The organism is Paracoccus sp. AK26, from assembly GCF_011801365.1.
GTDB lineage: Bacteria > Pseudomonadota > Alphaproteobacteria > Rhodobacterales > Rhodobacteraceae > Paracoccus > Paracoccus aerius.
Genome location: NZ_CP041041.1, coordinates 432389 through 445328 on the forward strand (window position 1 = coordinate 432389; position 12940 = coordinate 445328).

Here is a 12940-nt window from a genome sequence, read left to right on the forward strand (position 1 = left end):
TTTCCGACACCGATGCCGCCGGCCGTGGAACAGCTTTGCCCCCCGCGCCGAATCCCGATGCGCCGAACCACCGCGCCGCCGCCCGGCGCCGCCGCGCCCGCAGCATCGGCGGCACGCTGTTGTCGCTGGCCCTGACCATGCTGGGTCTGCTGCTGGTCACCTTCATCATCGGCCGGGTCATGCCCATCGACCCGGTGCTGAAGGTGGTTGGCGACCGCGCGTCCCAGGCGCAATACGACGCCGCGTATCAGGCAATGGGGCTGGACCAGCCGCTGTATGTGCAGTTCGTGCGCTATCTGGGCGATGTGCTGACAGGCGATTTCGGCCGGTCCATCTCCACTGGCCAGCTTGTCGTGGACGACATCAAGCGCGTCTTTCCCGCCACCTTCGAACTGGCGACCCTGGGCACCCTGATCGGCGTCCTGATCGGCGTGCCGCTGGGCGTGATCGCCGCCGCGCGGCGCGGCGGGATCATCGACCAAGTGGCCCGCGTGGTGGCGCTTGTGGGCTATTCCATGCCGATCTTCTGGCTGGGACTGATGGGGCTTCTGGTCTTCTATGGCATCCTCGGCTGGGTCGGGGGGCCGGGGCGGCAGGGGATCATCTATGACGGGATGGTGCCGGCCGTGACCGGGCTGATCCTTGTCGATTCGCTGATCGCGGGCGACTGGGGCGCCTTCAAGGACGCGTTTTCCCACATCATCCTGCCCGCCAGCCTTCTGGGCTATTTCAGCCTGGCCTATATCAGCCGCATGACGCGCAGCTTCATGCTGGAACAGCTTTCGGCCGAATACATCACCACCGCCCGCGTCAAGGGCCTGTCCGAACGCGCGGTGATCTGGCGCCACGCCTTTCGCAACATCCAGATCCCGCTGACCACCGTGATCGCGCTGTCCTTCGGATCGCTGCTGGAAGGATCCGTCTTGACCGAGATCATCTTTTCCTGGCCGGGCCTGGGCCAATACATAACCAAGGCGCTGCTGTCGGGCGACATGAACGCGGTCCTGGGCGGCACGGTGGTCGTCGGCACCTGCTTCGTGGTGCTGAACCTGTTCAGCGACATCCTGTATCGCGTCCTCGATCCGAGGTCGAAATGAACCAGATCGGACGCGCCCAATCCAGGAAAGAATGGCTGCTGTCAGACGCGCCCCAGACCCGCCGCCAAGCCCGGCTTGGCGCCTTCTACCAGGGCTGGCTGACCTTCCGCGGCAACAAGCTGGCGATGCTGGGGCTGATCGTGCTGGTCGGGCTGATCGGCATGGCGATCCTGGCACCCTGGATTGCCCCCCAAAGCCCCTTTGCGCAGGACCTGGCGGGCCGGCTGCAACCGCCATCCGCCGATCACTGGCTGGGCACCGACGCGCTTGGCCGGGACATCCTGTCGCGGCTGATCTACGGATCCCGGATCACGCTGTTCATCGTCGGCACCGTGGCGCTGATCGCGCCGATCATGGGGCTGTTCATCGGCACGGTGGCGGGTTTCGCGGGCGGCTGGGTGGACCAGGTGCTGATGCGGATCACCGACATCTTCCTGGCCTTCCCCAAGCTGATCCTGGCCTTGGCCTTCGTCGCGGCCCTGGGCCCCAGCATCGGCAACGCGGTCCTGGCGCTGGCCCTGACCGCTTGGCCCCCCTATGCCCGCCTTGCGCGGGCGGAAACGCTGACCATCCGCCATGCCGACTTCATCGCCGCCGCCCGCCTGCAAGGGGCGGGGCCGCTGCGGCTGCTCATCAAGCATATCTGGCCGCTGTGCATTTCCTCGCTGATCGTGCGCGTTGCGCTGGACATGGCGGGGATCATCCTGTCGGCGGCGGGACTGGGCTTCCTGGGCCTTGGCGCGCAGCCGCCGATGCCGGAATGGGGGGCGATGATTTCCGACGGGCGAACCTATATCCTGGATTTCTGGTGGGTCGCCGCCATGCCGGGGATCGCGATCTTCATCGTCTCGATGGCCTTCAACCTGCTGGGCGACGGCTTGCGCGACGTGCTGGATCCGAAGGGGGCCAAGGAATGACCCTGCTGTCCGTCCAGAACCTGCGTGTCAGCTTTCCCACGCGCCAAGGCACATTCGAGGCCGTGCGCGGCATCAGCTTCGATCTGGGCCGGGAACGGCTGGGGGTCGTGGGCGAATCCGGGTCGGGCAAGTCCATGACCGGCCGCGCGATCCTGGGCCTTGTCCGTCTGCCCGGCCGCGTGACCGCCGACCGCCTCGACCTTGAGGGCCAGTCGATCCTGAACCTGCCCGAACGCCGGATGCGCAAGATCCGGGGCAGGCGGATCAGCATGGTCATGCAGGATCCCAAGTTCAGCCTGAACCCGGTCATGACCATCGGCGACCAGATCGTCGAGGCCTATCGCCTGCACGCGGGCGGCAACCGGGCCGCCGCCCGGCAAAAGGCGCTGGACATGCTGGCCGCCGTCCAGATCCGCGATCCCGAACGGGTCATGGGCGCCTATCCGCACGAGGTGTCGGGCGGCATGGGCCAGCGGATCATGATCGCCATGATGCTGGCCCCCGACCCCGAAATCCTGATCGCGGACGAGCCGACAAGCGCGCTGGACGTGTCGGTCAGGACCGAGGTTCTGAACATCATGGACCGTCTGGTCCGCGACCGGGGCATGGGCCTGATCTTCATCAGCCACGACCTGAACCTGGTCGCGCAGTTCTGCGACCGGGTGCTGATCATGTACGCGGGCCGGATCGTGGAAACGCTGGCGGCATGCGACCTGCACCAGGCCCGCCACCCTTACACACAGGGCCTGCTGAACAGCCTGCCGCGGCTGGACGCGCCGGTGGACCGCCTGCCGGTGCTGGAACGTCAGGATGCCTGGCGCGACGGCGACATGATCAGCCAAAGCCTGGAAACCGAATTTCCAGGGGGCCTCTGATGCTTCTCCGTTGTCCAAATACCCTATCCCGCCGGAGCCGCCCATGCTGACGGTCGATCATCTGAACGTCTGGTTCGGCCACCATCCCGACCGCGTGGACGCCGTGAAAGACGCCAGCTTCAGCGTCGCCCAAGGCGAAAGCTTCGGCCTTGTGGGCGAATCCGGGTCGGGCAAGTCAACAATCCTGCGCGCCATCGCAGGCCTGATCGACACCTGGTCCGGCACCATCACGGTCGCAGGCCAGCCGCTGGCCGCGCGCAAACGCGACCGGGCCTTCCACAAGACCGTGCAGATGGTCTTCCAGGATCCCTATGCCAGCCTGCATCCCCGCCATTCGGTCGATGCGGTGTTGTCGGAAACCCTGCGCCTGCAGGGCATGGACGATATCGATCGCCGTATCGCGCGGCTTCTGGACGATGTGGGCCTGGGTCGCGGCTTCCGCTTCCGCTATCCGCACCAACTGTCGGGCGGGCAGCGCCAGCGGGTGGCCATCGCCCGCGCGCTTGCCGCCGAACCGCGCCTGCTGCTGCTGGACGAACCGACAAGCGCGCTTGACGTCAGCGTCCAGGCGGAAATCCTGAACCTGCTGGCCGACCTGCGCGCCGAACACGGCCTGACCTATGTGATGGTCAGCCACGATCTGGCGGTGGTGGGCCACATGTGCGACCGGCTGGCCGTCATGCAGGGCGGCCGCATCGTCGAGGTGATGGATGTCCAGGCCCTGCGCGGAGGCACCCCGCAGCAGGACTATACCCGGCAACTGATCGCCGCGTCCCAAGGATACGAGCGGGCGTGATCACATCCTCTCGCCCGGCAGACGGCTTGCCTGCCGCACCCACTCGGTGAACTGCGCCTCGTCGAAGGCACCGTCCTGGTCGATATGCAGATAGCGGATCAGGGGCTGCCGGGACCCGACCGGCGGCATCGGCCGAAGCTCGGTGCCCCGGAAAAAGGCAACCTTGACGTATCGGGTCATGCAGTGAAAGGACAGGAACCACAGCCCCTCCTGCATCCCGTAAAGCGGAGAGTTCCACTTGACCGCCTTGCCGACGCCCGGCAGCGCAGCCGTGATCAGACCGTCCAGCGCTCGCCCGACGTCCTGCTTCCAACCCGGCATGGCTGCGATATAGGCCTGCACCGGTCCCTCGCCAAAGCCTTTCGGGATCTGCGGGTTGCCGCCCGACAGAAGCACGGGCCTGCCTGTCTCCATCGTCCTGCCCCCTTGGCGGTGCAAGGCTGGCACAGGTTCGGCCTTGGTCAAAGCCTTGCGTCGCCGCGCGCTATCGCTAACGTGCGCGCGACAGCAGGAAAGGGACCACCATGAAGCGCGTGAAACTGGGCGGCAGCGATGTCGAGGTCAGCGAAATCTGTCTGGGCACCATGACCTTCGGCAACCAGACGGCCGAGGCCGAGGGCCATGCTCAGATGGACCGCGCCCTGAACGCGGGCATCACCTTCCTGGACACGGCCGAGATGTATCCCGTGAACCCCGTCCGGCGCGAAACCATCGGCCTGACCGAAACCATCGTCGGCAACTGGCTGGCCCGCGGCGGCAACCGCGACCGGGTCGAGATCGCCACCAAGATCACCGGTCCCAGCCAGATGGTCCGCGATGGCTCGCCCTATGACGGCGCCATCGTCGCCAAGGCCATTGATGCCTCGCTGACGCGGCTGCAGACGGATCGAATCGACCTTTACCAGATGCACTGGCCGGTGCGCGGCAGCTATGCCTTCCGCCAGAACTGGACCTACGACCCCTCAAAGCAGTCGAAGCAGCAGACGCTGGACCACATGGCCGACGTCCTGGGGGCGCTGTCGGATGCCCGGAAGGCGGGCAAGATCCGCGCCGTCGGCCTGTCGAACGAATCTGCCTGGGGCCTGGCCCGCTGGTGCGACGTGGCCGACCGGACCGGTGGGCCGCGCATGGCCTCGATCCAGAACGAATATTCGCTGCTTTATCGACTTTACGACACCGACCTGGCCGAGGTCGCGGTGAACGAGGACGTGACGCTTCTGTCCTATTCCCCGCTGGCTGCTGGCCTGTTGTCGGGCAAATACTCGGGCGGAGCCATGCCGGATGGCAGCCGCGCGGCGGTCGACAAGGCCACGGGCGGGCAAGGCAACCTTGGGGGTCGCAAGACCCCGCAAGCTGTCGCCGCGACCGAGGCCTATCACAAGCTGGCCGCCGAACATGGCTGGGACGCGATCCACATGGCGATCGCCTGGCAGTTGACACGGCCCTTCAGGGTGGTCCCGATCATCGGCGCCACGCGGATGGACCAGCTTGACCACCTGATCGCGGGCCTGGGCAAGCCCTTGCCGGACGACCTGCGCAAGGCCATCGACCGGCTGCACAAGCAGTATCCGCTGCCCTATTGATGAAACGTGGCCGTTCCCTATGTTCTTGAACACAGGCGATGAAATGAGGAAATGGGCATGGCTGGTGATCCATATGAGGCCCTGGGGCTGACGAGATCGGCAAGCGACGCCGAGATCAAGAAGGCCTATCGCCGGATCGCCAAGTCGGACCATCCCGACCTGAACCCCGATCCGGCGGCTATGGCGCGCTTCAAGGCCGCATCCGCAGCCTATGACCTGCTGAAGGATCCTGAACAGCGGCGCCGCTTCGATGCAGGGGAAATCGACGCCCAGGGCCAGGAACGCGCGCAGCGCCGCCCCTGGCGCGACCATGCCGAAGCCGCGGGCAACCCCTATGCCCGCAGCTATGGCTTTGAATCCGACCCGGACCTGTCGGACGTCTTCTCGGACCTTTTCGGGCGGCGCGGCTTTGGCGGCTTCAACCGTGGCGGGGCCGAGGATCCACGCAACTTCCATGTGCGCGGGCAGGATTACCGCTTCTCGCTCCAGGTCGATTTCCTGACTGCCGCCAGGGGCGGCAAGACCCGCATCACCCTGCCCGAGGGGGGCGACCTCGAGGTGACGATCCCCAAGGGCGTGCGCGACGGCCAGACCATCCGGCTGAAAGGCAAGGGCGGGCAGGGCCTGGGGCAGGGCGGGGCGGGCGACGCCTATCTGGCGATCAGCGTGGCCCCTCATCCGGATTTCCGGCGCGACGGCGACGATATCCTGCTGACCCTGCCGATCACCTTGGACGAGGCGGTCTTGGGCGGCAAGATCGCGGTCCCGACCATCGACGGCCCGGTCAACCTGACGATCCCGAAGGGTGCCACGACCGGGCAGAAGCTGCGCTTGCGCGGCCGGGGGATCAATGGCGGCGATCAGCAGGTGGACCTAAAGATCGTGATGCCGCCCAGGGTGGACGACGATCTGGCGCGTTTCATGGAAGCTTGGCGCAAGGACCATGGCTATGATCCGCGGGCCGGAATGAAGGCCGGAGGGAAATAGCATGGCCCGGCATTTCTCGGAGACCGAAGTCATCGCGACCCTCGAGGGCCTGGATCCCGCCCGGCTGCACGCCTTTGTGGCCGCCCATGTGGTAAGTCCGGTCGTCACCCCGCAGGGCCATGCCTTCAGCGAGGCCGATCTGGCCCGGCTGCAACTGCTTTGCGACCTGTCCGAGGTTTATGATCTGCCCGACGATTCGCTGGCGATGGTCATGTCGTTGATCGACCAGTTGAACACCGCGCGCGGCGACATGCGGGCGCTGATCCAGGCCGTCGCCACCGAGCCCGACGAAGTGCGCGGCCGTATCCAGAAGACCGTCCGCCGGCTGCGCGTCGTGACCCTGTCCCGCGACGACTGAAGGTTGGTGCGCGTTTTCAAGGAAAGCCGAAAGCTGATCTGCCGCTTTTGCAGATTGTGAAGTGACCGCCCTCGCAGTATGGCGGGATCATGACCCGTTATCTGCCTCATATTGCCGCGACCCTGTCGCTGGGCCTGCCCCTGATCGGCAGCCATCTGGCACGCATGGCCATCGGCGTCGGCGATACCGTAATGGTCGGATGGTACGGCGTGGACGCCTTGGCCGGGTTGGTCATCGCCACATCCTTTTTCCACATCCTGTTCTTCCTGGGCATGGGCTTCGGCACCGGCGTGCTGGGACTGATCGCCACCGCAATTGCCCGCGGCGACGAGACCGAGGTGCGGCGCGAAACACGCATGGCCCTGTGGCTGTCCAGCGGCTTCGGGCTGGCAGTCATGCCCTTGATGTGGTTTTCCGAACCGATCCTGTCCGCGCTTGGGCAGTCCCCGGTCGTCGCGGCCTATGCGCAGGAATATCTGCGCATTGCCGGCTGGGGCCTGGCGGTCGTCCTGTGCCAGTTGACGCTGAACTCCTATCTGGCGGCGATGGAGCGGACGCAGGTGGTGATGTGGGTGACGCTGGCGGGGCTGCCGGTGAACGTCGCGCTGAACTGGATCCTGATCTTCGGCAACCTGGGGGCGCCGGAACTGGGCGTCGCGGGCGCGGCCATCGCCAGCCTGACGGTCCAGTGGCTGCAACTGTTCCTGCTGGTCGCCTATGCGATCTGGCTGCCGATGGCGCGCAAGTACAACCTGTTCCAGCGGCTTTGGCGGCCCGACTGGTCGGCGCTTCGCCGCGTGGCCTCGATCGGGCTGCCCATCGGCCTGACCATGGTGGCCGAGGGAGGGCTGTTCGTCGGGTCGAACATCATGATGGGCTGGATCGGCACGCAGGAACTGGCCGCGCACGGGATCGCGCTGCAGATCACCGCGATCGCCTTCATGGCGCATCTGGGCCTGTCCAATGCCGCGACGATCCGCGTGGGCCAGGCCAAGGGGCGCAACGACCCCGTCTTCATGCGCGACGCGGCCATGACCGTCACCTGGATGTCGCTGGCCTTCGCCTGCTTGACCATCCTGCTGTTCCTGACCGCCGCCGTGCCGCTGGTGCGGCTGTATCTGGACCCGTCTGATCCGCAGGCCGGGGCGATCATCCGCATCGGCGCGGGCCTGCTGTTCTTCGCGGCCCTGTTCCAGCTTGCCGACGCGCTGCAGGTGCTGGCCCTGGGTTTCCTGCGGGGCGTTCATGACACGCGCGTGCCGATGTGGATCGCGGGCTTCAGCTATTGGGTGGTGGGGATGCCTGTCGCCTGGGGGCTGGCCTTCCCGCTGGGCTATGGTCCGGCCGGGTTGTGGGTGGGCCTTTGCGTCGGGTTGACGGTGGCTGCGGCGCTGCTGCTGGTTCGGTTCTGGCGGGGACACGCGCGCGGGGTATGGACCCGTCCCGCCGCGGCAGTCTAACCTGCGCCCGATTGCAAAGGAGGCCACCCATGCGACCCGTCTTCGTCCAGTTCCGCTGCGAGCCCGGCAAGACCTATCAGGTCGCCGAGGCCATCTATGACCGGGAAGTCGTGAGCGAGCTTTACTCGACCTCGGGCGACTACGACCTGATCGCCAAGGTCTATATCCCGGAAGACGAGGATGTGGGCCGGTTTCTGTCTGAGAAGCTGTTCGACATTCCCCATATCAGCCGCACGCTGACCACGATGACCTTCCGCGCCTTCTGATGATCCGCCTTGCCCCGATCCCGGCGGGCCTGCCCGCCACCGTGCCCTTTGTCGGCCCCGAGACGCTGGAACGCCAGGCGGGCCGTCCCTTCGCCGCCCGACTTGGCGCGAACGAGAACGGCTTCGGCCCCAGCCCCCGCGCCCTTGCCGCGATGCAGGCGGCGGCGGGCGAGGTCTGGAAATACGGCGATCCGACCAATCACGACCTGACCCGCGCCCTTGCGGCTCATCACGGCGTCCGGCCCCGGAACATCGTCGTGGGCGAGGGGATCGACGGGCTGCTGGGCCTGCTGGTGCGGCTGACCGTCGCGCCGGGCGACGTGGTCGTGACCTCGGACGGGGCATACCCGACCTTCAACTTCCATGTCGCGGGCTTCGGCGGCTGCCTGGACAAGGTGCCATACCGAAACGACGCCGAGGATCCGCAGGCCCTGCTGGACCGCGTCCGGCAGGTGGGCGCGCGTCTGGTCTATCTGGCCAATCCCGACAACCCCATGGGAAGCTGGCACGACGGCACGGTGATCCGGACGATGCTGGACGATCTGCCCGAAGGCGCGCTGCTGATCCTGGACGAGGCCTATGCCGAATTTGCCCCGGCCGACGCCCTTCCTGACATCGACGCAGACGATCCGCGCGTCATCCGGATGCGGACCTTTTCCAAGGCTTATGGCATGGCGGGCGCGCGGGTGGGCTATGCCATGGGCCATCCGGACCTGATCGCCGCCTTCGACCGGGTGCGAAACCATTTCGGCGTGAACCGCATCGGCCAGGCAGGCGCCCTTGCGGCCTTGCAAGACCGTGATTGGCTGGCCCGGACCGTGGCGCAGGTGGCGACCGCTCGGGCCCGGATCGGCGCCATTGCCGGGGACAACGGCATGACGGCGCTGCCTTCGGCCACCAATTTTGTCGCCGTCGATACCGGCCGCGACGGCGCCTTCGCCCGCGGCCTGGTGGATGCGCTTGCGGCAGAAGGCGTCTTCATCCGGATGCCCGGGGTCGCGCCCCTGAACCGCTGCATCCGCATCAGCTGCGCCCCCGACGCCGAACTGGATATCCTGGCCGAGGCCTTGCCCCGGGCCGTGGCGGCGGTCAGTCGCGCATGAAGCGGCGCCGGGCTTCCTCGGCGATGGCCTGGCGCATCTGCAGCCGCGCGATCTCGGCCAGAAGGGCCGTGCGTTCCGGGCCTTCCGGCAGGCGGGCCAGGCGTTCCTGCGCGGCGATGACCTGCTTTTTCAGCACGATCTCCTCGGGCAGGACGCCCGCCTGGGCCATGATCCGAAAGCCTACCGCCGTGCCGTCCTCGCCCGCCGGGCGATCGGGCAGGGGCTTGCCCTCGCCCTTAAGGCCCGAGAGCTTTCCCTCGGCCCGCGCCTTCAGCATCATCCGTTCCGCGATCCGGTCCAGCCAGCCCATCCCGGCACCCCCTGAAGCCTTGTTGCGGTCCCCGGCCCCGCATCGAGGGCCGAGGAGTGTCCTCACATCGCGGCCAACTGCGCCAAGGCCGATTTCAGCCGCGCCAGGTCGTCGTCAAGCGCTGCCAGCTTCTCTCGCGTTTCCTCGATGACTTCAGGTTCAGCGTTCTCGACGAACTTCGGATTCCCAAGCCGCTTGCGCAACCCGTCGGCGTCCTTTTCGGTCTTGCCGACGGCTTTCTGCAGACGCGCGGTTTCGGCCGAGACGTCGATCACCTCGCCGATGGGCAGGGCAAAGCTGGCCCCCTGCGCTGCGACCGCGATCATGCCCTTGCCCGCCGCGCCATCGACCGGCGCATTGACCCGCGCCAGCCGTTCGATCAGCGGCCCATTGGCGGTCAGCGCCGCCCGGGCGGCTGCATCCGCCTCGGTCACGATCAGGTCCAGCTTGGCGCCTGCCGGAACGCCCATCTGGGCACGGGCGGAGCGCACTGCCTCGATCAGCGAAATCACCCAGTTCATCTGCCGGTCGGCGTCCGCATCGATCAGCTCGGCGCCATAGGTCGGCCAGTCGCCGTGGACCAGCATCTTCGACCGATCCCCAGTCAGAGACCACAGTTCCTCGGTCACGAAGGGCATGATCGGGTGCAGCAGCAGATAGCACTGGTCCAGCACCCAGCCCATCGTGGCGCGGGTTTCGTCGGCGTGGTCGCCGTCGAACAGGGGCTTGGCGAATTCCACATACCAGTCGCAGACCTTGCCCCAGACAAAGGCGTAAAGCCCGTTCGCCGCATCGTTGAAGCGGTATGTCGCAAGCGCCTCGTCGGTGGCAAGGCGGATGCGCGCGACCTCGCCGATGATCCAGCGGTTCACGGTGTGGCTGGGCTGGGGCATGGCGCCGCCGCCGCGCACGCCGTTCATCTCGGCAAAGCGCGTCGCGTTCCAGATCTTGGTGACGAAGTTGCGCGCCCCCTCGACATGCTTCGGCCCCAGCTTGGGGTCGCGGCCCATCGCAGCCATGCCGGTCAGGGTCATGCGCAGCGCATCGGCGCCGTATTCGTCGATCAGCGACAGCGGGTCGATGACGTTGCCCTTCGACTTCGACATCTTCGCGCCCTTTTCGTCGCGCACGAGGCCGTGGACATAGACGGTGCGGAAGGGCACGTCGCCCGCCACCTCAAGCTGCATCATCATCATCCGGGCAACCCAGAAGAAGATGATGTCGAAGCCGGTGACAAGGACGTCGGTCGGGAAATACCGGCGCAGTTCAGGCGTGTCTTCAGGCCAGCCCAGCGTGCCCAGCGGCCACAGGCCCGAGGAAAACCAGGTGTCCAGCACGTCCGGGTCGCGCCAGACCGGATAAACCAGCCGGGTCGGATCCTGGGTCAGGTTGTAATCGGCCAGACCACGCGCGAAGGCGTCAATGGCGGCATTGCGGTCGGTGCATTCGACGATCCGGGCGATCTCGAGCGGCTGGGGCAGGCCGGCGATGGAATCGCGGAACTGCTCGGCCACCTCGGCAAAGCTGGCGGCGGCGTGGTGGATTTCGTCGCGGTGGACCAGGCCTTCTTCCAGCAGCGCGAAAATCTCCACGTCGTCAAGCGCACCGTCATGGTCATCCTCGACCTGGCCTTCCAGCGACAGGTCGAGGCCATACCAGACCGGGATCTGGTGGCCCCACCACAATTGTCGACTGATCGTCCAGGGTTCGATATTCTCAAGCCAGTTGAAATAGACCTTCTTGTGCTGTTCCGGCAGGATCTCGGTCCGGCCGGACCGGACGGCGTCAAGTGCGGGGCCGACGATGCGGGCGGTGTCCACGAACCACTGGTCGGTCAGCATGGGTTCGATCACCACGCCGGACCGGTCGCCGAAGGGCTGCATGATCGGCTTGCTGTCCACGACCGGACGGCGTTCCAAGTGTTCCGACCCGGTGTCCGCGTCGATTTCCTTGTGCAGATAGGTGACGGCCAGGCCTTCGGCATTGATCTGCGCGACGACGCGCTTGCGGGCCTCCAGCCGGTCCAGGCCGCGCAGATCCTCGGGCACCAGGTTGACGTTGGACACGTCGCCCACATCCTCGCCCCGCGCCGCGCGAGACGCGATTTCGGCGCTTTCGGCATAGGACAGCCCGTCCGCGCGCATCGCGCCCTTGCTGTCCATCAGCGCGTAAAGCGGGATGCCGTTGCGCTGTGCCACGCCATAGTCGTTGAAATCATGCGCGCCGGTGATCTTGACCGCGCCGGATCCGAAGTTCGGATCGGGGTATTCGTCGGTGATGATCGGGATCAGGCGGCGGTGTTCGCGCGGCCCCACCGGGATCTCGCACAGCTTGCCGACGATGGGGGCATAGCGCGGGTCATCCGGATGCACCGCCACCGCGCCGTCGCCCAACATGGTTTCGGGCCGCGTCGTGGCGATGCTGATGTAATCGCGCGTCTCGCGCAGGGTGACGTTCCCGTCGGCGTCGCGTTCGACGTATTCATAGGTCTCGCCGCCGGCCAGAGGGTATTTGAAATGCCACATGTGGCCCGGAACCTCTCGGTTCTCGACCTCGAGATCGCTGATTGCGGTTTCGAAATGCGGGTCCCAGTTCACCAGCCGCTTGCCGCGATAGATGATGCCCTTGTTATACAGATCCACGAAGACCCGGATCACGGCGTCGTGGAAGTTGCCTTCCTCGCCCGCAGGGGCGCCGGGGGCGCCTGACATGGTGAAGGCGTTGCGGGACCAGTCGCAGGACGCGCCAAGACGCTTCAACTGGTTGATGATCGTGTCGCCGGATTCCCGCTTCCAGTCCCAGATCTTGGCGGTGAAGGCCTCGCGTCCGATGCTGCGGCGGTCGGGTTCCTGGCGTTGCGCCATCTGGCGTTCAACGACCATTTGCGTTGCGATGCCCGCATGGTCCTGGCCGGGCTGCCACAGCGTATCGAAGCCGCGCATCCGGTGCCAGCGGATCAGGATGTCCTGCAGCGTGTTGTTGAAGGCATGGCCGATATGCAGGCTGCCGGTGACGTTCGGCGGCGGGATCATCACGGTGAATGTTTCGGACCGTCGGGCATTGGCCCCGGCGGCGAATGCATTCGCCCGTTCCCATTCCGCACTGATCCTGGCCTCGGCGGCCTTGGCGTCAAAGCTTTTGTCCATGCTCATCTCGGCAGATCCCCTTCGCTTGGAAAGGGGATTAGC

13 protein-coding genes are annotated in these 12940 nt (G+C 66.4%); 10 read left to right on the forward strand and 3 right to left on the reverse strand.

Features of this window, described 5'->3' with window-relative positions:
• The first annotated feature begins 104 nt into the window (after window positions 1-104).
• The 4 genes from FIU66_RS02070 to FIU66_RS02085 are packed head-to-tail and all read left to right on the forward strand — an operon-like array spanning window position 105 to window position 3685.
• The gene (locus FIU66_RS02070; RefSeq protein WP_370528954.1) at window positions 105-1097 is read left to right on the forward strand and encodes an ABC transporter permease; all 993 of its coding nucleotides are present in this window, start codon (window positions 105-107) and stop codon (window positions 1095-1097) included.
• Window positions 1094-2014 (forward strand): nickel transporter permease, encoded by a 921-nt coding sequence (gene nikC, locus FIU66_RS02075; RefSeq protein WP_167621166.1) that lies wholly within the window; start codon window positions 1094-1096, stop codon window positions 2012-2014. The genes FIU66_RS02070 and nikC overlap by 4 nt, the downstream gene beginning before the upstream one ends.
• Entirely contained in the window at window positions 2011-2889 is an 879-nt protein-coding gene (locus FIU66_RS02080; protein WP_167621167.1) for an ABC transporter ATP-binding protein, read from the forward strand. The genes nikC and FIU66_RS02080 overlap by 4 nt, the downstream gene beginning before the upstream one ends.
• 43 nt (window positions 2890-2932) lie before the next feature.
• Window positions 2933-3685 carry an ABC transporter ATP-binding protein gene (locus FIU66_RS02085; RefSeq protein WP_167621168.1) on the forward strand — a complete coding sequence of 251 codons (753 nt, stop codon included), beginning with the start codon at window positions 2933-2935 and terminating at the stop codon, window positions 3683-3685.
• Here the strand turns inward: FIU66_RS02085 and FIU66_RS02090 are convergent, their stop codons facing one another.
• Complete coding sequence (locus tag FIU66_RS02090) at window positions 3686-4099, reverse strand: DUF1801 domain-containing protein (RefSeq protein WP_167621169.1); 414 nt, start codon at window positions 4097-4099, stop codon at window positions 3686-3688.
• Window positions 4100-4209: 110 nt separating this feature from the next.
• Between FIU66_RS02090 and FIU66_RS02095 the strand changes: the two genes are divergently transcribed.
• The 6 genes from FIU66_RS02095 (at window position 4210) to FIU66_RS02120 (ending at window position 9442) form a co-directional block, all read left to right on the forward strand.
• On the forward strand, window positions 4210-5268 hold the full coding sequence (locus FIU66_RS02095; RefSeq protein WP_167621170.1) for an aldo/keto reductase: 1059 nt from the start codon (window positions 4210-4212) through the stop codon (window positions 5266-5268).
• Between the two features lie 57 nt (window positions 5269-5325).
• Window positions 5326-6255 (forward strand): DnaJ C-terminal domain-containing protein, encoded by a 930-nt coding sequence (locus FIU66_RS02100; protein ID WP_167621171.1) that lies wholly within the window; start codon window positions 5326-5328, stop codon window positions 6253-6255.
• A 1-nt stretch (window position 6256) separates the two neighbouring features.
• A complete protein-coding gene (locus FIU66_RS02105) occupies window positions 6257-6613 on the forward strand; it encodes a hypothetical protein (protein WP_167621172.1) in 357 nt (118 codons plus the stop codon).
• Between the two features lie 89 nt (window positions 6614-6702).
• The gene (locus FIU66_RS02110; RefSeq protein WP_167621173.1) at window positions 6703-8073 is read left to right on the forward strand and encodes an MATE family efflux transporter; all 1371 of its coding nucleotides are present in this window, start codon (window positions 6703-6705) and stop codon (window positions 8071-8073) included.
• Window positions 8074-8102: 29 nt separating this feature from the next.
• Window positions 8103-8339, forward strand: a complete 237-nt coding sequence (locus FIU66_RS02115) for an Lrp/AsnC ligand binding domain-containing protein (RefSeq protein WP_126154199.1) — start codon at window positions 8103-8105, stop codon at window positions 8337-8339.
• A complete protein-coding gene (locus FIU66_RS02120) occupies window positions 8339-9442 on the forward strand; it encodes a pyridoxal phosphate-dependent aminotransferase (RefSeq protein ID WP_167621174.1) in 1104 nt (367 codons plus the stop codon). The genes FIU66_RS02115 and FIU66_RS02120 overlap by 1 nt, the downstream gene beginning before the upstream one ends.
• On the opposite strand, the gene FIU66_RS02125 is transcribed toward FIU66_RS02120, so the two are convergent.
• The gene (locus FIU66_RS02125; protein WP_167621175.1) at window positions 9429-9752 is read right to left on the reverse strand and encodes a DUF1992 domain-containing protein; all 324 of its coding nucleotides are present in this window, start codon (window positions 9750-9752) and stop codon (window positions 9429-9431) included. The two genes, FIU66_RS02120 and FIU66_RS02125, sit on opposite strands and share 14 nt — an antisense overlap.
• A gap of 62 nt (window positions 9753-9814) precedes the next feature.
• The gene (locus tag FIU66_RS02130) at window positions 9815-12904 is read right to left on the reverse strand and encodes a valine--tRNA ligase (RefSeq protein ID WP_167621176.1); all 3090 of its coding nucleotides are present in this window, start codon (window positions 12902-12904) and stop codon (window positions 9815-9817) included.
• Between the last annotated feature and the right edge of the window lie 36 nt (window positions 12905-12940).